Annotated in this window: 24 protein-coding genes and 1 riboswitch; of the genes, 4 read left to right on the forward strand and 20 right to left on the reverse strand. The window is 41.4% G+C overall.

All coding sequences use genetic code 11. The features are described from left to right. Nucleotides 1–59: 59 nt before the first annotated feature. The 11 genes from AC6CHS_RS04795 to AC6CHS_RS04845 form a co-directional block, all read right to left on the reverse strand. Complete coding sequence (locus AC6CHS_RS04795; protein ID WP_498234468.1) at nt 60–2,210, reverse strand: type IA DNA topoisomerase; 2,151 nt, start codon at nt 2,208–2,210, stop codon at nt 60–62. Between the two features lie 144 nt (nt 2,211–2,354). After that, entirely contained in the window at nt 2,355–3,539 is a 1,185-nt protein-coding gene (locus AC6CHS_RS04800) for a cation:proton antiporter (RefSeq protein ID WP_498234469.1), read from the reverse strand. 17 nt (nt 3,540–3,556) lie between these two features. Further along, nucleotides 3,557–4,966, reverse strand: coding sequence for a sodium/glutamate symporter (locus tag AC6CHS_RS04805; RefSeq protein WP_498234470.1), 1,410 nt, complete (start codon nt 4,964–4,966; stop codon nt 3,557–3,559). Between the two features lie 118 nt (nt 4,967–5,084). Then, nucleotides 5,085–5,945 (reverse strand): manganese catalase, encoded by an 861-nt coding sequence (locus AC6CHS_RS04810; protein ID WP_498234566.1) that lies wholly within the window; start codon nt 5,943–5,945, stop codon nt 5,085–5,087. A gap of 89 nt (nt 5,946–6,034) precedes the next feature. After that, a complete protein-coding gene (locus tag AC6CHS_RS04815) occupies nt 6,035–6,193 on the reverse strand; it encodes a hypothetical protein (protein WP_498234471.1) in 159 nt (52 codons plus the stop codon). Nucleotides 6,194–6,296: 103 nt separating this feature from the next. Then, nucleotides 6,297–7,247 (reverse strand): ATP-grasp domain-containing protein, encoded by a 951-nt coding sequence (locus AC6CHS_RS04820; protein WP_498234473.1) that lies wholly within the window; start codon nt 7,245–7,247, stop codon nt 6,297–6,299. An 11-nt stretch (nt 7,248–7,258) separates the two neighbouring features. Continuing rightward, nucleotides 7,259–8,314: an LLM class flavin-dependent oxidoreductase gene (locus AC6CHS_RS04825; RefSeq protein WP_498234475.1), complete on the reverse strand. Its 1,056-nt coding sequence runs from the start codon at nt 8,312–8,314 to the stop codon at nt 7,259–7,261. 82 nt (nt 8,315–8,396) lie between these two features. Beyond that, a riboswitch (SAM riboswitch) is annotated at nt 8,397–8,504 on the reverse strand. Between the two features lie 84 nt (nt 8,505–8,588). Continuing rightward, nucleotides 8,589–10,061, reverse strand: coding sequence for a D-alanyl-D-alanine carboxypeptidase/D-alanyl-D-alanine endopeptidase (dacB, locus tag AC6CHS_RS04830; protein WP_498234476.1), 1,473 nt, complete (start codon nt 10,059–10,061; stop codon nt 8,589–8,591). A 208-nt stretch (nt 10,062–10,269) separates the two neighbouring features. Continuing rightward, the gene (locus AC6CHS_RS04835) at nt 10,270–11,871 is read right to left on the reverse strand and encodes a YndJ family protein (protein ID WP_498234478.1); all 1,602 of its coding nucleotides are present in this window, start codon (nt 11,869–11,871) and stop codon (nt 10,270–10,272) included. Then, nucleotides 11,861–12,475, reverse strand: a complete 615-nt coding sequence (locus tag AC6CHS_RS04840; protein ID WP_498234480.1) for a DUF4166 domain-containing protein — start codon at nt 12,473–12,475, stop codon at nt 11,861–11,863. The genes AC6CHS_RS04835 and AC6CHS_RS04840 overlap by 11 nt, the downstream gene beginning before the upstream one ends. 1 nt (nt 12,476) lies before the next feature. Then, on the reverse strand, nt 12,477–13,388 hold the full coding sequence (locus tag AC6CHS_RS04845; RefSeq protein ID WP_498234482.1) for a DoxX-like family protein: 912 nt from the start codon (nt 13,386–13,388) through the stop codon (nt 12,477–12,479). Nucleotides 13,389–13,597: 209 nt separating this feature from the next. Between AC6CHS_RS04845 and AC6CHS_RS04850 the strand changes: the two genes are divergently transcribed. After that, entirely contained in the window at nt 13,598–14,851 is a 1,254-nt protein-coding gene (locus tag AC6CHS_RS04850) for a DNA polymerase IV (RefSeq protein ID WP_498234483.1), read from the forward strand. Between the two features lie 149 nt (nt 14,852–15,000). Here AC6CHS_RS04850 and AC6CHS_RS04855 read toward each other — a convergent pair whose 3' ends face one another. Further along, nucleotides 15,001–15,885, reverse strand: a complete 885-nt coding sequence (locus AC6CHS_RS04855) for an AraC family transcriptional regulator (RefSeq protein ID WP_498234485.1) — start codon at nt 15,883–15,885, stop codon at nt 15,001–15,003. Between the two features lie 238 nt (nt 15,886–16,123). Here AC6CHS_RS04855 and AC6CHS_RS04860 point away from each other — a divergent pair, with 238 nt between their 5' ends. Both AC6CHS_RS04860 and AC6CHS_RS04865 read left to right on the forward strand, forming a co-directional pair. Beyond that, nucleotides 16,124–16,375 carry an Atu4866 domain-containing protein gene (locus AC6CHS_RS04860; RefSeq protein ID WP_238020787.1) on the forward strand — a complete coding sequence of 84 codons (252 nt, stop codon included), beginning with the start codon at nt 16,124–16,126 and terminating at the stop codon, nt 16,373–16,375. Nucleotides 16,376–16,394: 19 nt separating this feature from the next. Then, nucleotides 16,395–17,126: an SDR family oxidoreductase gene (locus tag AC6CHS_RS04865; protein ID WP_498234487.1), complete on the forward strand. Its 732-nt coding sequence runs from the start codon at nt 16,395–16,397 to the stop codon at nt 17,124–17,126. A 174-nt stretch (nt 17,127–17,300) separates the two neighbouring features. Here AC6CHS_RS04865 and AC6CHS_RS04870 read toward each other — a convergent pair whose 3' ends face one another. From AC6CHS_RS04870 to ectA, 3 genes are read right to left on the reverse strand one after another with little or no spacing between them, the layout of a single operon-like run. After that, the gene (locus AC6CHS_RS04870) at nt 17,301–17,687 is read right to left on the reverse strand and encodes an ectoine synthase (protein ID WP_498234489.1); all 387 of its coding nucleotides are present in this window, start codon (nt 17,685–17,687) and stop codon (nt 17,301–17,303) included. Nucleotides 17,688–17,715: 28 nt separating this feature from the next. Then, a complete protein-coding gene (gene ectB, locus AC6CHS_RS04875; RefSeq protein WP_498234491.1) occupies nt 17,716–18,990 on the reverse strand; it encodes a diaminobutyrate--2-oxoglutarate transaminase in 1,275 nt (424 codons plus the stop codon). A 14-nt stretch (nt 18,991–19,004) separates the two neighbouring features. Further along, on the reverse strand, nt 19,005–19,433 hold the full coding sequence (gene ectA, locus AC6CHS_RS04880; RefSeq protein ID WP_498234568.1) for a diaminobutyrate acetyltransferase: 429 nt from the start codon (nt 19,431–19,433) through the stop codon (nt 19,005–19,007). Nucleotides 19,434–19,827: 394 nt separating this feature from the next. Here ectA and AC6CHS_RS04885 point away from each other — a divergent pair, with 394 nt between their 5' ends. Then, entirely contained in the window at nt 19,828–20,499 is a 672-nt protein-coding gene (locus AC6CHS_RS04885; RefSeq protein ID WP_498234493.1) for a peptidylprolyl isomerase, read from the forward strand. Nucleotides 20,500–20,575: 76 nt separating this feature from the next. On the opposite strand, the gene AC6CHS_RS04890 is transcribed toward AC6CHS_RS04885, so the two are convergent. From AC6CHS_RS04890 to AC6CHS_RS04910, 5 genes are all read right to left on the reverse strand, one after another. Further along, complete coding sequence (locus AC6CHS_RS04890; protein WP_498234495.1) at nt 20,576–21,778, reverse strand: phosphopentomutase; 1,203 nt, start codon at nt 21,776–21,778, stop codon at nt 20,576–20,578. Nucleotides 21,779–21,781: 3 nt separating this feature from the next. Further along, entirely contained in the window at nt 21,782–22,942 is a 1,161-nt protein-coding gene (locus tag AC6CHS_RS04895; RefSeq protein WP_498234497.1) for a YhfX family PLP-dependent enzyme, read from the reverse strand. A gap of 194 nt (nt 22,943–23,136) precedes the next feature. After that, entirely contained in the window at nt 23,137–24,261 is a 1,125-nt protein-coding gene (locus AC6CHS_RS04900; protein ID WP_498234499.1) for an aminotransferase class V-fold PLP-dependent enzyme, read from the reverse strand. Next, nucleotides 24,262–25,179 (reverse strand): phosphotriesterase family protein, encoded by a 918-nt coding sequence (locus tag AC6CHS_RS04905; protein WP_498234501.1) that lies wholly within the window; start codon nt 25,177–25,179, stop codon nt 24,262–24,264. Between the two features lie 19 nt (nt 25,180–25,198). After that, on the reverse strand, nt 25,199–26,485 hold the full coding sequence (locus tag AC6CHS_RS04910; RefSeq protein ID WP_234368493.1) for a YhfT family protein: 1,287 nt from the start codon (nt 26,483–26,485) through the stop codon (nt 25,199–25,201). Between the last annotated feature and the right edge of the window lie 22 nt (nt 26,486–26,507).

Raw genomic sequence — 26,507 nt, forward strand, 5'->3', positions numbered from 1 at the left:
CAGGTGGTATCATACCGCCTGCTTGTTTTTTAGTTTCTTGGATCTGATGTATAAGTGGCTTATTTAAAGTCCATTTTCCAACTGTAATAGCCTTTTTCAGCATTTTTCTCATAGGTTAGGTAGGCGTTGAATTTCTTTCCTTTTTTACTAGTGAGTCCTTTTACAAAAGCCTGCTTCTTAGTCAACAGATTTTTCACTAATGTTTTCGTAGGTTTTTTTCGCATTGCAGCTAAATACTTGTCATTTTTCCAAATGATAAAATTGCAGTCTTTTTTCCACTTACTACAGGCAAAACCCATATAAACTTCCGTGACAGTTTCTCCACATTCTGGGCATTTCCCTAGTGGTTCATTGGAAATCTTAGCAGGAGTGATTTCATTTATAATCTCACTTTCATCCGCCTTTATTTGATCAACAGAGCTTGTAGTAAATTGTGAAATTACTTCAAGAAATTCTTGCTTACTCCCGTCCCCTTTTTGAATGTCTGCCAGTGACTTTTCCAGGCGCCCTGTAAACTCTAGGTCAAACAGTTGCTTTACTGGGAACGTTTCTACAAGGGTCTTACCTAGCTTTGTACAAGTAAGATTTTTTTGTTGTGCTGTTATATACCCTACATCTTTCAGTTTTTTAATTGTTTCAGCCCGTGTAGCTGCTGTACCAATACTAAAACCATCTAAAACTGCCTCCACATCTGCTTCACCGTCAGATTCTTCCTTTAAGTGCTTGCCACATGTCTCCATCACTCGTAGCAATGTCCGCTCTGTATGCTGTTTTGGTGGCTTTGTTACATGCTTGGTAACTTCCGATTTTATCACTGAAACGGAAGCCCCCTGCTCGACCGTAGGCAATAAAGTGTCCTTGGACACTATCTTTTCCACCTTTTTCCAGCCTTCAATCAGCTGTACTTTTCCTTTTGTATGAAACATGCCTTCTACGTCTGCAACAGTCGTTACAAGCTTCGTCTCTTCATACACAGCAATTGGCATGAACTGCATGATAAAGCGGTTTTTTATTGCCATATAGACAACCCGCTCATCTGCGGTCAGCCGTTTAGGAAGCAGGTATGTAGGTGTGATAGCACTATGACTTTCCACCTTTGCATTATTAAATACACGCTTTGTCTTTTGGAACTTTACCTCATCCTTATAAGGAAGATCTTGTATATGATTATCCAATACTTTTTTCATTTTTCCTGTAAGGCTTTCTTCTAAGGCAATACTGGAGGTTCGTGGATACGTAATATACTTTTTCTCATACAACGATTGCGCTACCTTTAGCACCTTATCCGATGTCCATCCATTAAACTTATTGGTGATGTAGCCTTGCAAGCTTGATAGATTAAATAAAAAAGGAGGGAATTCCTTTTTCTTTTCCACTTGCTTATCTGTTACACTTCCTTCTTTTCCTTCTAAAACACGTTGGAATTCATCGAGTGCACTTCGTTCCTTAAACTTCTCCTGTTTCCCTTTTTTATATGTTCCTGTGTATTCTTTTCCGTCTTTTGTATAGAATGTCGCATGCAGCCTAAAGTAATCTTCAGCAACAAAGGATTCTATTTCTTTATCACGGTCGTAAATAATTTTTAAAGTAGGCAAAAGAACTCGTCCTATATTAAGGGCCTTCCCTTTCCCTTTTTGATACTTTAATGTTGCCACAGAGGTGAGATTAATTCCGATCATCCAGTCTGCCCATTGTCTACTAATCCCAGCATCTCTTAATGGTTTCATCAAATCATTTTGCTTTACTTCTTTTAATCCCTTAATAACTTCTGCAGGTGTCCACTCGTTTAAAAGCAGACGGTAAACGGTTTTATTGGGTTTACTACCTCTATAAATAATACTATCACCGATCAATTGACCTTCCCGATCATAATCACAAGCCGAAATTATGGCTTCAACATCGTTTCGTTTCATCAGTTTATGAATAGTTTTGAGCTGTTTAGCAGCACCTCCGTCAGTTTGGCTTCTGTTACGAGGGTTGCTTTTCACTTTGTACTTTAATTGAGGAGGAATAAAGGGGAAGTTGTCCATTTTCCAACGAGCCATTTTGCTATCATAATCTTTCGCATCGTAGAGCTCTACTAAATGGCCGAACGCCCAGGTAATGATGTAGTCGGCACCTTCAAAGTAGCCATCTTTCTTTGTTTTCACTTTAAGTGCATCTGCTATATTTTTTGCAACAGATGGTTTTTCAGTAAGTATTAACTTCAAAATAAATCACCTTTTTTCATTTATTGGGATGGTAATCAGGAGAGTGTGAATGGGGATTAGCCTATTATACTATATATCTGTTATTAAGAAAAACAAAGAAAAAAAGCAACTTTACGAGAAAGCTGCTTTTTAGAACTTCTGATTTTACTTGCTTAATTTCTTTGTAAGTGGGTAAACCCCTACGCTTTGGATAACGAGAGAGAGCATAATTGCTGCAAAGGTTAGGGAAATTAGCATGCTACTTCCGTTATTTTCTGCTTCTAATCCCATTAATAGTGCTACTGACATGGTTCCCTTGATTCCTGTCCATGCTATTAACGTAGCATCCTTAACAGAAAAACTTTCTCTCCATTTCGGGATTCCTTTTAATGTGGCAAGTAGCACTACATAGCGAGCAAGCACTGAAGCGATGAAAATGAGTAAGGCAAGCCCCCATTCACTAAATTGAAGATAGCCAGCCGATTGTACGCCGATCATTAGAAATAAAATAGCAAGAACGCTTGGCTCAACAATATCCCAAAATCCATTTAAAGAACTTCTGAAATGTGCTTCCTTAATATTTTTACCAAACTCATAAGATAGCATTAACCCTGCTGTAACGGTAGATAATACTCCAGAAACCCCAATTCCTTCTCCAATGTAAAAGCTCCCATATGCCACAATAATACTTAGCATTACTTGATATTCCCTATGATGTGTGAAATGCACTAGTTTGCTCATTAACCAACCAAAAATCGCACCTAATGCGACGCCACCCAATGCTACAAAAAGAAATTCAGAGACAAATGATCCGATAGCAAAACTAGTATGATGAAGATACATCTCCAAAAACACTGTAAATAAGACAATACTTGTCCCATCATTCATGAGGGACTCTCCCTCCACTATGTCGGCAATCCGCTCATCACTGGATGAATTTTTAAGAATCGAAACCACTGATACGGGATCAGTTGGTGCTAAAATGGACGCTACAAGTAAGGAGGCTGTCAGCGAGAGCGAGATAAATACATTACCAATTAAAAAGATAGTTACACCAAGTACGGCGACCGTTAAAAGTAAACCTACTGTTCCTAGGCTCCCAATAACCCATTTATTTTTGCGTAAGTTTTTTATAGGGAACCGGTAAGCGGACGTAAATAGTAGTGCTGGTAAGAACACCATAAAAATTAGTTCCTTGGATATGGTGACACTACTGAAAAAAGGAATAAAGGAAAGGCCAATCCCTAATAAAACGAGAACGATCGGGACTGGAAAAAAATTTTGTTTTTTGTCTATGGAGTAAACGATATAGCCAATTATTAATAAGATTAAGAGTTGATGTGTGTTCATAATTGTATTTCTCCTTTTTATTTCTTACCAAAATAGAATAAACCTACTACCGCTCCAAGCAGGCACATAACTAATGATACGATAAAAAATGGAATGGGCCCAAATTGAAAGATAAGGGGTACAGACAAAGCAGTCACAAGACCCCCACCAAGGAATGGTTCATAAACAAGTTGCTTATAGCCAAACCCTTCAAAGGCAGGTGACTTCCCGTCAGGATCTGCCACACGCATTAAAAGCAGGCCGGTTGCTGTAATTCCCATGGACTGCCCAAAATCACCAATCCCACGCTCAAACCAGTAGGAAGGTATAATTCTCGGTGCTAAAATTATAAATCCGAGTACGTTCCAAGCAATACCAGCTCCTGCCATTAATAAAAATGGAACTAGGTACTCCCCTATAACATCAAGAGACACTGTCCCAATTGCAGCTAGAATTAATATATCAAGAGAGAATCCCTGAATTCGATTAACCATTCTACGATCTAAGATCTCAGTCTGGTCAAATTTGTTGAAGATAACTTGAATGATGATTCCACCAATCATCGCTAATGGGAACAACGGGATATATGTCATGAATTCTGAATCTGTAGCGGCGCCCCATGTCACACTTTCTAATCCTATTAGACCTTGTAAAATTAGCCAACCAACTAGTATAGCTAACCCAACCATAGCAAAATGTAAAGAAAGTGGTTCGATAGACTCTGGCCTGACTGTCATATTTGCAGCAGGTTCTCTATTTTGAAATTCCATTACTCCCTTTTTACGTAATTCCGAGAAATCCTCTACATTTTTTACGATCCTCGTCTTCTTTTTTCGTACAGCCCAATTAATAAGTATAATCCCAATAATCACACCAGAAAGTACCCCAACTGTCGCCAGACCTATTGCAAGGTCATAGGCCTCTGAAAAGCCGAGATCTCCAAAAGTTCCAGCCATCCCAGCTGCAGTTCCGTGTCCACCTTCAAACGCCACTTCAATTAACGCTCCCGCCATTGGAGGAATATCAAAGAAGGGAGTTAAAACCAACATAGTAAGTAAAATACCAATTACATATTGCCCCCAACCGATCGTCCAACCGAAAGCAAGCTGTGGTCCCCCGTAACTCCAGACCTTTGAGAGAGTGGGAATGGTTGCACCAAGAAACAATGTTGCAAACACGATATTTATCATTAATCCTGGTAAGGCACTCCAAACTTCCATTACTTCTTCCGTCATGATGCCGTTCACCCAAAAAGAGTTTTCTCCTGTGAAGTTTCCCAGAATTCTTCCTAACACTTCGGGACCAAGTAATAATGCTAGAAAACCGCCTATAATAGATGAAGGTAAAAATAAATTTTGCAGCCATTTCACACGCATCCGGATCCATTTACCAACGAGCAGAAAGAATGCAAGATATAATAATGTAAAACCAATTTGGCCTGGTGTCATGAATACTACCCCTTTATTTTGCTTAGTTAATGGTTTCTTCCCGCCTTAAAATTATCTCAAACACAGCACAAAACATAAAAAAACTCTCTGCCATATACAGAGAGTTTTTAATACAGTTCTATTTTGTATTAGGGTCTGGCAGGTCATCTGACTTGCGCATTGCCCATGCTGGTGTATTAAAAATATAAGGAGGAGCGGGTGGGAGGTGTGGCGCTGGAGCAAATGCAACAGGTCTATCAACATAATTAAATGTACCACAGCCATCCATACTTGGGCCATGTGCCCATCTACCTTCAGCACTTGCATCTCCTTGGGAAAAATTAAATAATGTATAGGCAACCTGCTGTACCTCTAGTTCTCGAGGGAAAGTACTCGGGACGACTATGTTTTCTTTTTCTTCAAGCTCTTTAATTGCAGCATACCACTGATTTTGGTGTGCCGTATCTCGTGCTATAAGCCAAGATAATGTATTTCTAACGCCACTATCATTCGTCATCTCATATAAGCGAGCAACCTGAAGTCTTCCCATTGACTCTGCCATTAAATTAGCTCGGAAATCTGCAATTAAGTTACCACTTGCTCCAATATAACTAGCTGTCCAGCGATTACCCACACTATCTACAGGCATTGCCCCTAAACCTGAAACAATGGCATGCTGTGGATTAGAACCGCCCAATATAGCAGCTACAACTGGATCATCCACAGCATCATCTAATTCTAGATCTGGAGCGTTATCCAGTAGACGCGCAATTAACGTGGCTAGCATTTCCACATGGGCAATTTCCTCTGTTCCGATATCCATTAATAGATCCTTGTATTTCCCATTTCCTCTTACGTTCCACCCTTGGAATAAGTATTGCATCATAACCGATATTTCACCGTATTGGCCGCCTAGAACTTCTTGTAACTTCTTAGCAAAAACAGGATCTGGACGATCAGGCTTGGCATGATACTGTAAATCCTTTACGTGATAAAACAATCCACTCACATCCTTTTTAGTTTGACAATAGGCGAATATCCGCCCCTTTTAGATGGTATGCAGATAGCTAGGCCATTGTTCCACAAAATTTACGCAGGAGTAGGAGTGTTCGTTAATATGTTTGTAGTCAATTCATAAGGGAAAGAGGGCGATTTATCTGCTATGATTGCTATCTTATCGGCCTTAAGTTTGGCTCTATCTACCATGATTGCTGTCTTATCGCACTCGAGCTTGGCTCTATCTGCCATGATTGCGGATTTATTGGTCGTGGCCACTCCCTGTTCAAAGAATAAAGCTAAAAATTAAAATACTCCCACCTTTTTGGGTAAAAGTGGGAGTGTCTAACTTGAATTAAGATAGGATGGTAGGATAGTGGGAGTTAAGTTTTTCCCCTAAATACTTCGCTACCTCCAGCATGCCATAGGTGCCATATTCGGTTTCGGCTTCAGAATTATAATTTGTATTTGTATTAATGTCATACGTATAAATGTTACCGCCCTCATCTTCAATAAATTCAATCCCAGCAATTTGGATATCATTCCCTTTAAGCACTTGTTTATATTTTTCTAATATTGGGTGGTCAAAGCCTTTCCTAACTTGGAATTTCGCAGGGGCTTCTTGTTCTTCAGCAGGACAGAATAAATCCTCAATAGTACATGCATCTGCCGGGCAAAGTTCAAATCCTTCTGATGTATCTACTCTTACTGCATAAACAAATTCCCCGCCGACAAACTCACACCTCGTAATATAGGATTCTGGTGACTGAATATATTCCTGTATTAAGGTGACACCATCGACAGGCTCTTCGAAATCCCCACCTTCTACATATTCCTGCAAGGCTTTAACTGAATGAAACAATTGGACACCAAGTCCCTTCCCTGCTCGATTATGTTTTGTAATAAAAGGTTTCCCTGCAAAGCTTTCGGCTACTTCAATCAATTCTTCTTTCCCAACAGCAGCCGTTGTCTTTGGTGTACGGACTCCGTATTTTTCCAGTTCCAAATATTGCTTCACCTTGCTGAGCTCTAGATCAAGCGCCCTGCTCCCATTCACGACCGTTCTGCCGTGATGTTCAAGCCAGGATAACACGGCACTTGTCAGCTCTGGAGAAAAACGGTTCCCCCTTGTGTGGGATGATGCACTCATTCGATTATAAAAAACCCCCTCTGGCGGGACGGCAGTCAAATCAACCTTCCCGCTCGTTAGAAGCCAATCCTCATAAGGAATCGCTAATTCATCCAATCGCTTAAATAAATGTGTCGTCCATTCTTCATTTTCATGAATGATATATAATTTCGTCATGCTGACATCTCCTATCCATTATTTAGTAATGCTTTTTTCAATTCATCGACCTTTGGCATAACATTTTTGGCGAAGTTTTCTAGCTCCTCCAATTGCGGAGAGCATTGAAGCAATAATAGATCCACTCCAGCCTCTTCATATGCTATAATTTGCTCGGCTATTTGTTTCGGTGTTCCCACAAGATTTGGACGTAGGCCCCTGTTCGATACGGAATAATCCTGCAGTTTCACCTGCTGTTCTAGTTGTGACATTGTCGTAAAGTCCTGAAAACCAGCGTACCCATCGGATTCTTTTACGGTTGTAATTCTTTCTAGCTCTTGTAGTGCCTCTTCCTCTGTTTCACGGCAAATAACATAGGCAGCCATACCAAACGACTGTAACGGCTCCTTCCCTGCATGCCTTCTCCGTTCTTTCATATCGTTTATTTTTTGTCTCGCTTCCTCTACTGTATGGCCATGCATAACATAGGCATCACAATAGGTGGAAATAACCTCTTTTCCTTTGTCACTTTCACCGCCAGCATACAACACCGGGTTTGGTCGTTGTACAGGTTTTGGTGAAAGCTTTGTATTTTCAATTTGATAAAATTTTCCGTTGTAGGAGAATGACTCTTCCGTCCACAAACCTTTTAATACCTCAAGAAACTCTTCTGTTCGCTCATAACGGGCATCATGCTCAGTAAATTCTGCTCCATATTGCTTCGCTTCCTCTGCCCACCAGCCGGATACGACATTTAATGTGAAACGTCCATTGCTAATATGATCAATGTTGGCCGCCATTTTGGCTGTAACAGCGGGATTGTGAAAGACAGGACGAACGGCCGTCATAATCTCTATTTTTTCGGTTACAGCAGCTAGCGCTGCAGCAGTTGACCATGCTTCAATTGAATCTTCTTTTGTCCCTTTAATATCGTTTAAATAGAGTTCAGCAATTAACGTCGTGTCATAGCCCCATTTTTCTGCTGACTGAATAGCTTGCTTTGCATAATCAAAAGTAGGTGGCATTTTCTCATCTTCTACATTACGTAGCCAACCTCCAAAAATCGGTAACCAAAATCCATATCTCATCTTCCCCACTCCTATTCTCCAAATTGAAAACAAAAAAACTCTTTCCCGAAGAAAAGAGTTTGAATTCAAATAGAACTTCCTCCTCTTATCTTCCAAGCAATTGCTTGGTGGAATTGGCACAGTATCTGACTAAACAGACCTGTTGCCGAGGCTTCAAAGGGCCATATCCCTCCACCTCTCTGGATAAGAAACATCCTTATTTAGTTGATACTTTCTAGATTAGAACAAAATGTTAGAACTGTCAATAAATTAAATTATCCTAGTAAAAGCGAGGCTAAGGTCTTTCCGCTAAAATACGAACAAGCCTATCTTCCACGTCTTTGGCAGCTTCTTCATCAAGCACATTATTAATCATAATAGAAAAAATATAATTCTCTCCTGACAGGGTCTGTAAATAACCAGATAGTGTAGTTACTCCAAAGATTGTTCCTGTTTTAGCTTCAACCTGGACGTCTCCCAAGCGATTCCTTAGTGTTCCACCAACCATCTTGCCTGTCTCTCCTGCTACTGGGAGTGCCTTCTTGAAGGCAGGAAACCATGGCTTATCCTGTACGATAAAAAGTAGTTTACTAAGTTCATTAGCTGGAATGAGATTGACATGGGAAATACCCGAACCATCTCTAATCAATAACGTACTTCGATTTAACCCAAGCTTTTCTAGCTCCTCCTGCATAACCTCAAGGCCTTTTTCCCAGCTTCCTTCCTTTTGTACATACTTTCCCATTTCCTTTATGAGCACTTCCCCGTGCACATTGTTGCTCAGCTTCATAAACGGTACAAGCAATTCTTTTAATGGTATAGAACTGTGTTGAAAAAGCAAGGAACTTTCTTTAGGCGCTTTGCCAACCATCACTTCTCCCGACCATGTGATCCCTTTTGCTTGAAGTGCATCCTGAAAAAGGGCCATTGCATAGCTTGTCGGATCCCATACGGCCATATATTCTTTCACCGTTTCTGCCCCAGCTGGAACGGTGCCCGTAAGCATGATTTCGTTTGACCCATGTTCTCGCTCCACCGTTAGCTCCTCTTCCACATGACTTGGACTTGTATCAGCTCGATTATGTATTGTTACATAGTTTGTGTTAGGTGACACAGTTATGATAGGCTTCTCCCCTGGCTCTGCACCTGGTGTTATCTGAAGCGTAACACTTCCCGCATCATAGTCCTCGTCAGGTGAGGCAGTCAGCGCCGAGATTTGCGCTCCGTAATGAAATGATTCGTCACTCCAAATTAAGTCAGGGGAAAGGCGTACGTTATCATACCAAGTATCATCTCCAATAAGATCTCCCTTAATATGCGTCACTCCCAGTTCTTGAAGCTGCTCTGCAAAACGGGTAAAATCTTCTGGTGTCAAGGTCGGATCCCCTTTTCCGACAAGATATAGGTTTCCTTCTAGCTTGGCTCCTTTTTTAGCTCCATCTGTTTTTATTTCGGTAGAAAAGGTGTAGTCTTCTCCAAGAACCTCTATGGCTGCAGCTGCAGTTAAAAGTTTCATATTGGATGCTGGACGAAGCCTTGTATCTCCATGGGTTTCATATAGAAGCTCGCCAGATTTTGCATCCCGCACACTCATTCCAACTAAAGCACCATTCAACATTAGTTCTGTTTCTATTTCGTTATCCAAACGCTGTTTCATTGTCCCCCGCTCCTCTATCGCATGTACTCTCTTTTCTTCGGGCACTGAAGCAGCTAAGCAAAAGATGAGCAAGAGCATCCATACACGGCTGACATTTCTTTTTAACGTCATGTAAGCACCTCTTACATTTTATTGATCAGGCCCTATTTAGTATTTCCACAAAATAAGAAGGAAATCCTTGTTATTAGAAAAACTCGCATTCGCTCGTCTATTAACGAATGCGTACGTTTTTCTTATACTTGGTACTTCAAAATTTTAACTACGTCGTGATTGCTTTCTAGCTAAAATTTTATAATTTCCTAACGTACAAATAAAATGTTTATCCTTTATCCTTATGAACAATCCGGTATTTGATGGTTAAAAAAGGTATCGAGAAAATGCGCATCTTATGTGTCGCTCTCAAACTCCCATCCTGTTCTTCACCTACCACAAACGTTTCCTCTAGAGGAAGTGTTAGTACCTGCCTGCCAACAGCCAAATAGATCCCTGCTTGTTGCGCGTTTTCTTGTTGTTTACTTGTTAGTTGCAGGTTTCCGTTCTTATTCTGCAATGCAAGGGTGCCAATCATAGTAGAGCCTGGAAGGGGTAGTGCAATATCCATGTAGGTTCTGTCCTCCCCTTCATGAAAAGAATAAATCGCAACAAATACTGTTTCCTCGTTCACCTTTCGCAGCCAGACCCGTGGTTTTGTTCGTCCATCAACTGTTTCGCTAATCCCGATAACCTTCCCCGTCATCTCTACTTCTTTAGCAGAGAAAGGAAGATTAAGCTGTCCAATCCGCTTACTAATATGTTGATAGATCCAAGCAAAGGGCTTAAACCATCCGTGCCATTTCACTTGCGAAAAAAGCCTGTAATAATTGGTGTTTTCATAGAAATCAATCACCGAATTTGATAGACTCTCTCTTTCAATTTGTGGCTCGTAGATGTGCATGGAATCAACTAGCCCATTGTATGTATGCTCTGCTTGTATAGTAGCTAACATTTTTTCTCCAATAACCCGCTCTCCCCTTATCCAACTGACTGGAAAAGATCGATGACCTGCATGCGCTTGAGGACAACTGATCATCCAACCAATTAGTCCGGCCATCGCAAACAATACCCCATTTATCACACCATGGAACCTGAGCATAAAGTCAATGCTTACATAAAACACACCTGTCATGTTACCAAAGGCGTAGCATAGGGAGAACAAAATGGATATTCCCAAAGCAGAAAAGGACAGCCGAATGAGCCATGCTTGTATCGGGCGGGAAAAGCTAGTTTCCCATGCTAAGATGATCAAGCTGTAGATCCCTATCATATAAAGCATTACACCAAGTAACTCAAGTAAAACCGCATACGAAATACCAACTGCTACAAGAATGGGCGCTAATAAGATAGCTATACCAGCCATTTTATAAAAACGGTTTTGCTTTAGCCTTCCTAAAAACCCTGCAAAAACCGGTAACAAGAAGGAAGCATAATGAAAATGGATGCCTGTTAACCATGTTAAAATAGGAGAAAAACCAGTGTCTAGCTGTACGACACTAGCGAAATACCAAGCCCCTCCAATTGCAAGGTACACGCAACCTATATCAATCATAAATTCTTCAAACCGGGCAAACCCACGCTGTAATAGTCGCTTTGCCCCAAAGCAAGCCACAAGTATCGTAAAAGCTAGATAAAAAAGCGCAAGGACGATATCCCAAGGTGTGCGCTTTGTCATTTCAAGCAAGAAAACAGCAGTTAGTCCGAGAAAAGCTGCATACGGTAGGATACGAAAAAATCCTTGCTCTGCTTTTCCTAACAAGTGGAGAGTTAGTGGTACAAATACTAATTGGGCAATACTTAGCAATAAATAATACCATGGCCCGTTACCGAATAAAGTAAGGATTAAAAATAACCCAATCATGCCTATTGCTACTTTATTAAATGTCATAATGGTGGAACGCTCCCTCATAGGCGAAAATGGTTCCGATCAGCGGGTTTTTCACATGCACGCTAATCGTGTACGCCTCCTTTTCTTCTATGTATGCTTCTTTAACAGTTGCTTTCCCTTGAAAGATGCTTGGCAATGGAACCTCCACTGGACCAAGCAACAAGCGCTGTCGCTTGGAAGTGATGGTGAGTGCTCCATGATCGACAGTCAGTTCCAGATCCGAATAAACAATGGGCGGTTCTCCCAGATAATCCTCGATAATAGCCTCTTTTGCATTAAAACGCATGAAGGCATTGAAATAGCGTTGTTTTTTACCAAAGTAAAAAATACGCTCCCAGTGTACTTGTGCCTCCCCACCTCTTCCGATGCCTGGTGTGTTTTTTAACGTAAAAGGAACCCCTTCTCCTCTCTCTGGAAAAAGTAATTTTCTTTTTACACCAATCCAGCCAAGCGGCAGTAAGCCTTTTGGCACACCTTTTATTCGTTTCATGACACCCCTTGCTTCAAATGGACGGTCTTGTAAAAATGTATAGCGTTGTTGTAGTTTTGGGTGTAATTGGTAAAACGCTTGGCCTAATATTTGTTCGTAAATCGAGGTGGTCATGTTAATCTCCTTGCTTTCTTTTACAGTTTTTTGCAGTTGGCACCCCTCGACTTGCCATACAGCCGACCCAGGTTAAAACAAGCAATGCCACGTTAAAGGTGAGGGCATTGAATGGCGCGGTGAGCTGCTCTGGTGCAGCAAAAATTGCTCCTACTGTCAGGAGTGGAAAAGCGATAAACTGCAGTCTGTACAGCTGACGTTTCTTCCGATAGAATAGCCAGCCTAGCCCGAATAGTACTTCCAGTGTCCCAATTATTATCACTAGCATGATCGCTGTTTGGTCATCTACAGGAAAAACCTGTTGTAGCATGGACAGTTCTGCCGGATGCTGGTTTATGACCTTTGGCACTAAACCATGATAAATCCAGACAAAAGCGAAGAAAATAGCAGTGATCCATTGGGTAAAAAACCGTGTATACTGTGCCCATGGTTGTTCCCCTTTTTCTAGCCATCGCTTTACAACATCAAAACTAAGCGCAGTGGCCCAGCCGATTAACGGGCGAAATAATAGCATATCAAAGAGACTTCCAAGCTTGCCAAAGCGTGTTTCATAATTATATTGGGTAAGGAAGGTGACGGTGTTATCACTTTCTGGCTTGTACTTCCAATACCCTCTTCCTTCTCGAATAAGAGAGATTTTCTGATCCGTGCCAAAATGCAGTGAAGACGTTCTTGCATCGTCCTTTGCTTGATAGCTGCCCACACTTTCGCCCCAGCCTTTAATACGTACTCCAAATCCAATTTTTGTTTGATACGAAAACTGCTGGGGCTCGCCTTCCTTTTTTGGTAAATATGTAATGGAGGAAAATCGCAGATCCCATTTTTCATGCAGGTCAGGGCGCTGGGTTGCCTCCCATAAGGATTCCATGTCTGTATGTATTGGTAATTCCACATAGATTGGTTTGGGCTTCATAATACCTCCCCTTAGAAATATGTTTATTTCAAATATAACATAAATTGCGTTATCTTTTTTCCTGTTTTCAAAGCTGGCGAATAAGTAAGTTTTCCTACTCCCTATCAAATGTTAGGTGTACAAATCGAAGCTTTCATAAATTACCATTGCTAAAACTAGGTCGATTGGCATATACTATCAGAACAAATGTTCTGTGAGAGGTGAAAGAAATGGACTACTCCAAATATGCTCGCAATGATGTGCTCTGTATTGATATGCGCTCCTTCTATGCAAGCGTGGAGGCAGTAAAAATGAACCTAGATCCTATGTCTGCACTGCTGGCCGTTGTCGGGGATCCCGATCGACCGGGAAGTATTGTCCTGGCCGCATCGCCGGCACTAAAGCAAAAATATGGGATCAGCAATGTTAGCCGTTTCTTCGAGCTACCGAAACATGACCCCGAGTTGTACATCGTACAGGCTCATATGGCAGACTATTTATACGTATCATCAGAGATTACGAAGCTACTATATCAGTACGTACCAAAAGAAGCCATCCATCAGTATTCTGTTGACGAAGTTTGGGTAACGGTTAATGGAATGGAAAAATTATTTGGCACACGTTGGGAAATCGCCGAAAAAATAAAAGAAGATATCTTAGAAAACTTTGGCATCACTTGCTCTATTGGGATTGGGGATAATAAATTCCTCGCAAAAGTGGTGATGGATTTGCATGCAAAAAAAGTTGGCATTGCCGAGTGTCGCTATGAAGATGTAGAAGAGAAGCTTTGGCCATTCCCTGTGGAAAAAATCTGGGGAATTGGCGGCAGAATGAAGCGTAATTTAAATCGTATGGGAATTGTCACGCTTGGCCAAATTGCCCGTTTCAGTCTTGACCAGCTGAAGAAACGATTTGGTGTGATGGGAGAGCAGTTATACTGGCATGCATGGGGTATAGATCTTAGCCCGGTGTTTGGCAACTTTACGAAAACGGAACAAAAAGGCTTTGGCCATGGTATTTCCCTCTTAAGGGATTATTCGGCAGAAGAGGCCCCTATTTGCATCCTGGATTTATGTGAAGAGGTATGCCGCCGTGCCCGCACAGCTGACCAAGCTGGGAGAACTATTCATCTTGGGATCTCTTATTCAAAAGAAACAGGCGGCGGCTTTTCCAGGTCACAATCTGTCAGTATTCCGACAAATGTAACGATGGATGTTTATAGCGTCTGTCTCCAACTTTTCCGCAAATTTTATGATGGAAAAAGCAATATTCGCCACGTCTACGTCACATTAGGGAATTTATTTGCCAAAGGGGAAACCCAGCTGAATCTGTTTGAAGATCGTTCTAAGAAAAATGATATTGGCTATGCCATGGATGCCATTCGCGACAAATTTGGCACGACTGCCATCCTCCGTGCCAGCAGCTATACAAACGCAGGTATCACCATTGGTCGGAGTAAGAAAATTGGTGGACATAGAGCATAGGCAGTAATCATTAAAAGCCATCTCGTTTTGAATAAGAGGACTTAAAAAACAATTATAGCGTGTCCCAGACTTTAGATAGCCCTCAATTATCACTACCCATATAATTCTAAGGTGCTCGTTACAAAGGAAATATAGAATGAAATAATTTCTTATAAAGTTTCACGTAGACGGCGAATGTCTTTCCCCGGTGGTAAACCGAATTTGCGGGTATATTCTCGACTAAAATGTGAGGGACTTTCGTATCCGACTTGGAACGAAACCTCTGCCACATTTAGTTCTTCCGCAAGTAATATCCTGCGAGCTTCCTGAAGACGAAGCTGTTTCTGGTACTGAATCGGGCTCATGCCTGTGACTTCTTTAAAATAACTATAAAAGGAAGATGAGCTCATTCGTACTTCTTGCGCCAGCTCTTCAACTCGAATAGGCTGATGGAAATTGCGATTTAGCCTCTCAACCACCTTTGCAATCCGCTGAGCTTGACTGCCAATAAGCGCAAAATGCTTCAAGGTATTGTTCTGTTCACCCTGCAAAATTCGGTAAAGGATCTCACGATAGAGACCGGCATAAAGCACTGGAATATCTTCTGGGTTGTCCAAAAGTCGGACGAGCCGAAAAACGGCGTCGAGAAGCGATTCATTCATCCGGCTAATTACCAGACCGCGTCTTGAATCACACCTGAGGCTCCCCGTTTGTTGCGACGATTTAAGGATATCAAGAATCTGAATCATATCAAGTTGTAACTGCAAACTTAAATAGGGAGCTTCCGGAGAAGCCTCTACGACTTGACCAGTGATTGGCAAGTGGACAGAAGCCGTCAAATAGCTAGTTGGATCGTATTGAAAACTCTTGTTTCCAAGCATGACTACTTTTGATCCTTGTGCCACTATACATAGAGAAGGCTCGTAAACAGAATATACCGGTTCAGAAATCTGAGAGATGCGAATAAAGCGCAAACCAGGAATAGCTGTCTCCCGAGTACCATCGACTTGTATACTTTTATCAATTGTCTCAATTAATTCTTCATTTCGTTTCACAAGTCCTCCTCCTTTTACCCTTACTATACTATAGTTAGAGGATTAGGCAAGAATCGTGTAATTTCCAGCTACCGCCCTGATTAGAAATTAATTCATAATAAAGCTGTGATCATAAATGCCAATTGGAGGTGAACATTAATTTCGATTCAGTTACTAGTTCTTTATTGGCATTTATTAATGCAAGCTAATTAAGATCCAGATGCATACCACTACTCGAAAATGAAAGGGGAAAGGGAAAATGAACACCGAGCAAGTATCACCTCCGTATGTCGGCATGTGGGTCACCAAAGATGGCCATATCCGGCATGAACTACTGACAAACGGAAGGTATAAGGAGTCCCGAGGTGATCGCAAGGACGCTTACCAGGGAAGTTATACTATCGAAGGAAATCATATCGAATATATCGATGACACAGGCTTTACAGCAGACGGTGACTTTATCAATGGTGTCCTGTACCACGCAGGAATGGTTCTATATCTGGAAAAATAATAGGAGAGGGAGAATTTTAATGTCTTCACTAAAAGGAAGAACAGTTATTATTACAGGTGCCAGCAGTGGAATCGGGGAAGAAACAGCACGTCTACTTGCTAGCAGATCTGCCAATATTGTAATTGGGGCCAGACGCGTAGAAAGGCTGGAAGCCCTGGCATCCAAAATTCAACAAGATGGAGGTTCTGTAACAGTACAAAGACTTGACGTTACAGTACTCGAAGAAATGCAGGAAATCATTAAATTGGCCCAGAGCCGTTACGGACAGGTAGATGCAATTGTAAACAATGCCGGGGTAATGCCTCTCTCTCCATTAGAAGCTTTAAAGATCGAAGAATGGAATAGAATGATTGACGTTAATATCCGGGGCGTTCTTCATGGTATTGCTGCAGGACTTCCGGTTATGAAGGAGCAAGGTTTTGGACAGTTCGTTAACGTTGCCTCCATCGGTGCCTATGAAGTATCTCCTACAGCCACAGTTTACTCCGCAACAAAATACGCAGTACGTGCTATTACGGACGGGTTACGACAAGAGACTGCGGGACAAAATATTCGGACGACGCTTATATCGCCTGGTGTAACGGAATCAGAGCTTGCTGATAGCATTACACACAAAGAGACAATAGATTTTATGAAAGAATACCGGCGTATTGCTTTACCGGCAGCAGCAATCGCTCGATCGATCGCTTATGCACTTGAGCAGCCAACTGATGTTGATGTAAATGAAGTGGTGATTAGACCGTTGGTTTAGCTTGGTTTTTTATGCGTGAATAGTATGATAGCGAGAGATATGTTATATTAAACTATACTCCGAATTATGGGATGGGGCTCGTATGGATCCTTACTATGAGTATGAGTTCCAGTTATTTAAGATGATTAAAAGCACCTAGCCAAATTGGCCAGGTGCTTTCCCTGTAAACAAAGCCTATTCTGTCAGCAATGGATAATACCCTTCTTCATTATGTGTTTCCGTTCCCACTAGAGGTGGATTGAACACACAGACCATGCGCATTTGCGTTTTTGCTCGTAAATGATGTTTATCATTTTCATCTAGAATATACATCGTCCCCGGCTTTAGTGGATGTACCTTTCCGTTCTCCACCTCTTCAATCTCGCCTTCTCCTTCAATACAGTAAACTGCTTCAATATGGTTCTTATACCAGAAGTAGTTATCTGTACCAGCCTTAATTATTGTATCATTCATACTGAATCCACAATTATCCTTCTTCATCAAAAATCTGCGACTCGTCCAGTTATCACCAGATGTTTCGTCCTCTGTACCGATAATATCTTCAAGTGATTTTACAATCATTATTATTCCCCTTTCTATCGTCTCTCTGTTATGCGGTTACTTGGATTATGCTTTCTTCTAATATAGACAAGCCTTTCTCAAGACCTTCCTTATCAATAACTAACGGTGGGAGAAACTTTACAACTTCATCATTTGGTCCGGAAGTTTCCACGATTAGCCCACGCTGGAAGGCTTCCGCACAGATTTTGCCAGCAAGCCCTTCCTCTTCAATGGCGATTCCCTGCATAAGGCCTCTGCCTCTTGCTTCCCCTTTTAGCTGGGGATATTTTTCAATTAGCTTCTGTACTGTTTCTCGCAAGAAATTTGCTTTTTCCTGCACTGCTTCACTGAATTCTACGCTTTCCCAATTTTTCAATGCTTCCGTAGCTGCGATAAATGCCAGGTTGTTTCCACGGAAGGTACCATTATGCTCACCAGGCCCCCATTGGTCATACTCTGGTTTAATCAGAGTTATAGCCATTGGCAAACCAATACCACCGATTGACTTAGATAGACAAACCACATCCGGCTTAATGCCTGCGGGCTCAAAGCTGAAATAGGTGCCCGTTCTTCCGTTTCCAGCCTGTACGTCATCAATAATCAACAAGATATCCCACCGCTTACAAAGTGCTTCCACTTTTTTTAGCCAGTTCATTCTAGCAGCATTTATACCACCTTCGCCCTGTACGGTTTCTAATATAATGGCAGCTGGTAGGGCTACACCACTTCCACTATCCTCTAAAAATCTTTCCAAATATGCAATAGAGTCTTGATCCTCGACATAATCATCAAAAGGCATAGATACCGTATGATGTAATGGTACACCTGCACCATGTCGCTTAAAGGAGTTCGCAGTAACCGAAAGGGAGCCAATCGTCATCCCGTGAAACGCGTTTGTAAAGCTGATAACCGAATCTCTTCCTGTTACCTTACGAGCAATTTTCAATGCACTTTCCACGGTATTTGTCCCTGTGGGTCCAGGAAACATGATTTTATAATCGAGATTACGAGGTTTTAAAATCACTTCATTGAAGCGTTCAAGGAAGTTTTTTCTAGGAGTCGTCCCCATATCGAGGCTATGAATGATCCCGTCATTCTGTATATATTCAATGATTTTATCCTGCATTGCTTGATCATTATGACCGTAATTTAATGTTCCAGCACCAGCAAAAAAGTCAATATACTCTTTACCGTCTGTATCCCAAAGCTTATATCCTTTCGCTTTGTCAAAAATAGTTGGCCAGCCCCTGCTATAGCTTCGAACTGCCGATTCCATTTCTTCAAACGTTTTCATTTTCGTATCTTGTATCACTGCAGTAGTCATGAAATCATCCTTTATCATTTTTTGGTTGGACCGATTTTAAACAATAACTCATCTTCATGGCCATCCTGTGGGAAATCCTTAGAGGAAAAATAGTCTGTAATAATACAGTTCGTATCCAAATCCCGAGCAAGACCCTTAAATAGATTAGTAGATGCTATATTCGATGGAGAGACTGTTGCCTCAATGTATCGTACCTCATCACATACAGTACGCTTCAATAAACTCCTCAACATGCTGGTAGCCAAGCCTTTTCCTCTACCTGAGTCATGAACCGCCACCTGCCAAATGAATAACGTATCAGCTTTTTTTGGATGTAGATATCCAGAAATGAAGCCACATATTTTTCCACCATTTATCGCCACAACCGATGTATCGGAGAAAATATCGCACCACATTAAATAGCTATAAGAGGAATTTAAATCCAATACCCCAGTATGTTTAATGAGTTCCCAAACAGCTGCGCCATCTTTCTTTACAGGATTACGAAATGTTACATTTGTTTCTATCTCAGCAGGACTCGCTGCCGAATTTACCTTCTGATTATAAATGCTCTCACCTCCTGTTTTTTATGTAAAAACACGTACTTTATAAGACTAATAGGAATCGATTCGAACGTCAAAATGGATTAAGCATGGTATAGCGTGTTTAATCAGGATATAGTGAGATGAGAGTAAAATGAGTATAACGATGCTATGATTATCTGGGAAATGGTAACGAATAGAGCGAATTTTACGTATTTAGCAATAATAAGATTAATTCATATGGTCTAACTAGGGAATTTTTTTGAGAACATGCTATACTTGTATAAGAAAAATATTAAAGAGGTGACTTACATAGATGAAATCATTACGAAATCGCTACAAGCTGATGATCGCTTTTCTAGCTATCATGTTACTTATTGCCCTCCTAAACGGTTGTGGCAGCAATAGTGAAACAGAAGAAAATGATACAGAACAAAATAACGGGGAAGAATCCACGAAAGATGTCACAGATTATCCTGAAGTGGATGAGAATCCAATCGTGACGATTACGATGGAAAACGATGACCAAATTATCGCAGAACTATATCCAAAGGTTGCTCCTAATACGGTGGCGAATTTCATATCACTTATTGAAGACGGTTTTTACGATGGTCTGACTTTCCACAGAATTGAACCAGGCTTCGTCATTCAGGGAGGAGATCCTGAAGGAAATGGTACCGGTGGACCCGGTTATTCAATCGCTGGCGAATTCGAATCAAATGGTGTTAAAAATGATTTAATACATGATCGAGGTGTTCTATCCATGGCAAGGTCTCAATCGCCCGATTCGGCCGGCTCCCAATTTTTTATCATGCTAGAAAGCTCCCCTCATCTGGACGGAGACTATGCAGCATTTGGTGAAGTTACAGAGGGAATGGATACAGTAGATGAGATTGTTGCAGCAGGTAATTCAGGAGATACGCCTGTTATGAAAAAAGTAGAAGTAGACACAAAAGGCTACGATTACCCAGAACCAGAAAAGCAATAATGGCTTTTACACATTAGAAAAAGAACAGAGACGCGCAAAAGTTGCTGGCGTCTCTGTTCTTTTTTACAATTTGATTTTATCGATCTAGAATTTCTCTTAGAAAGCTCTTCCCCTCAGCGGTGGGAGGAAGTTTGAAGAAATCACAGAATGTAGCACCAACATCTGCCATGGTCGAGCGTTCACCAATCGATACCTGTTTTACCATATCACCGAATATCATGATAGGTACAAACTCTCTCGTATGGTTAGAATGGCCAATTGTAGGATCATTTCCATGATCCGCCATTACGATCAAAATATCCTCTTGCTCCATTAGTGGTATAAACGACTCCCGTAGCCATTGGTCTGTTTCACTTAAAAGTGCAGCATACCAGTCTGTGTCTTCAGCATGCCCAGCTAGATCTGTTTCCTGAATATTCACTAGGAATGCAGCCTCTCCATGCTCTGCTCGATATGTCTCAGAAACTGTCTGCAGTAGCTCCGTCGTATTGACGAGTGGGTTTGCAGGACCTACACCATGAAGCACATCTGCGGTTTTGCCTAATCGATAAACTTTCAGCTTATGCGCAGCCGCAATCATCGGAAACTGCTTGTCTATTTCCACCCCATATCCCATATGAAAAACATTGTATCCCTCACCATATACATTTGCTTTTGGGGTATCTACTCCCCATTGCTCACTATTCTTTTGTTTCACACACGAAAGAATGTGCTCAATTGATGTGAAGGGCCCTCCGAATGCGATGACCCTTGTCGTGTCAACATTTTCACGAACAGTTTGACCAAGCTTTTTCACTTCATCAAACGGCATTTTTTTAAAATCAGCGGTAACATTGACAATATTTCCAACAACTGATTCAAGGTTATCTGCTACTACTGCAGCATTATTTACCAAGAGTACCGGACAACCTGCAATGGGGTAGCTTACAGAGTATCCACTTGCCTCTAATGCTTTTTTTATTTCTCCATGAATAGCTGACATTAACCGTCTATTGGATTTCTTCGGACAGCTTCCCGCGATCTCTTGATGCCCAAGATAAGTGTCCGCACCATGATGTGCAAGCCTCGCATAGCCGTAAGCATTTTTAGGTGCCGGCTCGTTATCTACCAGTGCCCCTAAACCAGATTCATACATAAACGGAATCTTTAGGTCTTCCCGTTTTATATCCCTAATATGTTTATAGGTATTCGCGTGAGAGTCAGACGGAACATACTGCTCATAATCATCCATGGCGCCAATCCCAAAGCTATCAATTACGATAAGTGTCATCTTCGCCATGTACTACCACTTCCTTTCCAGGTGGATGAGCTTTGGTTCTCCAGATTGTATTCCTTCCACTAGAGCCACATGGGCGCGGGTAACGAAAATTTGCGTCCTGAAAGAAAAAATAGCTGTATCTCCAATATCGATTGTAAAACTACTTGGAGCATCTATCGTCCCATAATAATCAATCGACTCAGGGCTGTGCTCTTGGACTGTTGTCTGTTGCTTGAGAATGGTAGCTGGATCATGCCCAACAAGACATCCCTCCATGTTGGACCGACCGTAATAGCCACCCGCTATCACCTGAAAATTCCCCTTGTACATATGAGAGACTTCCGATACATAAATGATGGCAGGTTCTTCTGGCAAATCTTTAAAAGCATGAAGCGGTGTCGTTCCAGTTAGTCCATGTCCCGGTTCTCCATGCGTAACACCTTGAGCAGCCAAAAATGGAATAGTCTCGCTGCTAGTGCCACTTGGACCATTAATCTGCTTTATCGTAATATCTTTTTGTTCTAAAATCTTTTTTGCTCGTAATAATGTCGTTAGATTATTAGTTGGTATCATCTTCGATTTATCCGGAGCCAATTGCAGGTTTGGAAAACTTGTTATTCCAACAATCGTTACGTTGGAGAGATCCTGAATTCGATCTACCGTCTCTTCCAAATCCCCAAGAGGAATACCACCTTCCTGAGCGGGGTATATACTATCCTCTTCGTCTATTACCTTTAAGATAATGTCTTGTTCGACACCAACGAAGGCTGCAGCTGTTGCTAGCTGCATTGCACGCTCATAAGAAAAAATAGTTACAACTTCCGGCTTCCAGCTAAGAACTTCCTCCCATTGATGTTTACCTGGCTGTACAAGATGTCCGATATTGCCTATGGGAATACCACTGTCGGCAAGTACCTTCCCTTCATCAAAATCTACTGCCACCGCTTTTTTAATGCCACTTTGTTTAATCACCTCTGCAATTTTCGGTAATCTTCCCAGCTGCTTACTCATAAAATAGAGTTCCATTCCATAAGCGGAAGCTGTTTCTTGCAGCAGACGTGTGTTTTTTTTTAATATATCCACATCAATTATATAAGTGTTGGGAGGAATTTCTCCATTTTGATGAAGGGACATTCCGGCTTGTATTAACGCAGGATTTCGTCTTTTTGTTACATCTAAAAACATGGAAGCACCCCTATCTTTATGTCTGTTCAATTAGTAGTATTTTTAGAAAAACTCGCATTCGCTCGTCCTTTAGCAAATGTGTACGTTTTTCTTATACTTGGTACCTCAATATTTCGACTGCGTCAACTTTGCTTCCTTGCTGAAATTATAAACTTTCCTAATGTACAAAGAGAAACATTGAAGTATCCTTGATGCTAGTTACAGGCCTGGATTGCCTTTTCTATAATTTGTAATACTGTATTTGCCCCAGATTTCATTGGGTTTATACGCAAACCGTATTCTTTAAGTCTTGGTTGCGCCTCTATAAAACTTCCAGAAACACGATAAATCATTGGTATAATCTCATATTTTGATTCTGCGCCTACAGGATGCGTTGCGGCTCCTAATTCATTGCTTTTTTTAATTACTTCCTGTGCAATCGGTTCTTTCAACTCTACAATGACATTTTTGGATTGCGCATTCGTCATATAGGCTGCTTCTATTCCTTCTATCGCTCCTTCATTAAGTCTCCTGCACACTGCTTCAACCTGCTCATTTTGAGTAGCCAGTGAAACGGGTGCAAAAGTCATCATCCGTAGTAGTTCCATTGCTTCATAGCCTTGAACTTGGCCACCACCAGAATAGTTTCGTTGTTGTAATTCGTTAACCGCATCTGCTTTTCCAACGACGATTCCTACACCCTCTGGTCCTAACAATTTAAAGCCACTAAATGTGGAATAATCTGCTCCATATTCCACACCAATACCATAAGCCTTCATTGCACAGTAGTTATCATCTACAACCACGGGAAGATCTGGTCTAGTCTGCTTCACTGTGGAAATTACCTCTTTTAAATTGTATATGTCAGTTGGCTGCTGACGCGCATGCTGCACATAGAAAACGCGGCACTCTTGGTCGCTTTTCACTGCTTCCGCAATAGCTTCCAAATCGTTATAGTCAACAGCTTTCGTTTTCAAACCAAGAATACGTAGTGTATCTTTTGTCGTCGTGTAAACTGGTGCAGTATGAATAAACATCCTGTCACCAGGATCCATTAATGTACTTAGGATGATACGTATAGCACCAGTTCCAGCCCCCCGGACCAATGCAGCTTTTTCTGTATCAAAGAAATCTGCTAATACACGTTCTACCCGTTCAGTTTGCTCTGGTTTTTTAAAACGGGGGGCAACCCCAAGGTCACCCATTGATAAAAATTGATCTCCGGTGAAATGAGCACTCATTTTATCTACTAGTTTAAATTGCAATGCTTGTGCTTCGATAATAGATAGTGTTGGTAGAACGGAATCTGCGTACTTTAATTTAGTTGTATCATAGACCATTTATCGCATCTCCTTTATTGCAAAAGCGTTTGCAGGATTATAGATAAGCAGATCCATGATCACTTCTTCACTAACACCACGTTTACAGAGTTCTGGAATAAAATCCCGTAATACAAGGTCATACCCAGGCCCATCATGTTTATGCCAATGGGATTTACGTGTAAGATCTGCAGATAATAGCACTTGTTTGTGATACCCTAGCTCAATAAAATCGAGCAGAAAAGCAAGACGCTCTTCGTCTGGCCGATAATTATTTTTGCCAATCGTATCAAAGCCAATGTATACACCGGTTTGTAGAACATCAAGTACTTCTTCTTTATTCGGATTTAAATCCTGGTGTCCAATAATGATTTGTTCTTTATCTACTCCAAGTCCGAATAACATCTCCACCTGTTTACTTCCAAGTGTGCCAAGTGAGGTGTGAGTAGATACTGGAAGCCCAGATTCCCTTGCAGCATGCCCTGCGCCTAAGATCAGTTCCTTTTCAACTGGTTTGATCTCATTTATACTTGTGCCAACTTCACCTATAACGCCAGGATAGATGTCTGTTCCCTCTATCCCTTCCTTAATCTCTTTTAAAAAATGTGCTGCAAATTCGTCTCGTCCCCAGTCAGTTGCAAATTCCGGAATGAACGGATCCTTATAAAAGCCCGTACATGTTACGATATGCACACCTGACTGTTCACTTAATCGCTTAAGACGATTAACATCTCGCCCCATTCCGTCATTGGTAAGCTCTACCATAGATTTACCTTTCGCTTCATAAAAGAACGATAGCTCTGACAACATTCCTCCCTCATCATCTAAAATGGTGTCAGGGTCCCCTTTAATCCTGGACAAGTCAATTGATAGATGTTCATGTGCGGCACATATGCCAAATGCTTCTTTTTCAATTTTTCCTAATACAGTCTGTATCATCAAGTAGCCTCCTAGGTTATTATTGCGGTAATGTCATAATCCCCATTAGCACCAAGATGTTGGCGATAATTCCGACTGCTATGGCACCGACAGGTCCTACGGCCATTCGTACAATTGGTCGACCGGCAATTTCATTTAATAGGTAAAAACCAGCTATAAAGAAGAAGCCGAAGCCCGGTGCAATCATATTTGCCGCGTTAGCTCCCCCGATAAGTAAAGCCACTTCAAGCAATTTCGTCATTGCACTTCGGATATTCTCCCCAGAGTTTCTCACACCCGGATATTTATCTAGGAATCTAGCAATAACACTTAGTAGCATTACTTCGAGGAAGATGACAATCGCACCAACAATGACAGCAATCCACACATTAGGTACAAATAGTCCCACAACGAAAATCAGTGTAAAGCCAACAGGACTATAAACCCCTGTCGCAATGGCTGTACTGGCAACAAGCGGGATAAAACCAATCGCTCTTGCAGCTGCTGCAATACCTGCATCTGCCTGTTTTCCTTCCGCAAGGAGGCTTAATGAAATGGGATCACCTGCCATAAGCAGTAGATTCGTTGCCCCCGCAATAAGTGCTCCAATAATCATAAAGAACACAACATTTTTCTTAATTGCTTTTACCTTTTCACTAAAAATAGAAGCAAGGTCCACCGAACTGCCTTCTTCTTGTTTTTCCCTCATCGCAAAGCCAAATAAGAAGATCATACCAGCAATCAGTGCCATCCCTTCCTGATTAAGTGTAATAGCGTTTCCACCAATCGAAAGGAATCCGCCTTCGTTCATAAATACAGCAAGCTGCCTAACAAGCGCCGCTACTAAAAAGGTAAGAATCCCTTTTTTAATCGTAAACTGCATAGCAACCGCTAATGCCGGAAAAGCCATAAAGGTGACAACAACAGGTGTTCCAACTTCACCCATTGGCTCAAGAAAATTCACTGGCAAATGTTCGAATAATTTCACGAAACCTTCGAGTCCGATTAATAAGCCCCAGCCATATACTGCCCCAATAGCTGCTGCCAAAGGTGTTCCCCATTTGTTTTTCGGTGTAATAAGTCCAATAATGTCGGTACCAAGTAAAATACTGTGGATTAGAATAATACTAGCTGTTACCGTAAACGGAATGCCAAAACCTACAACGAGTCCAAAACTCATTGCAAATGCTGTAAGTCCCAATTCTCTCCTTTTTAACCTGCCTTCAATATGTTCTCCAACAATTGGCCTTAATCCATCATTAAATACTGCGATATTCATATTTGCTAGCACCGCTGCCACTGCACCTATTAAAATAACAAAAATCATATCCACTTACGTTTCCCCCTTT

This window comes from Oceanobacillus sp. GQ8, assembly GCF_059758495.1.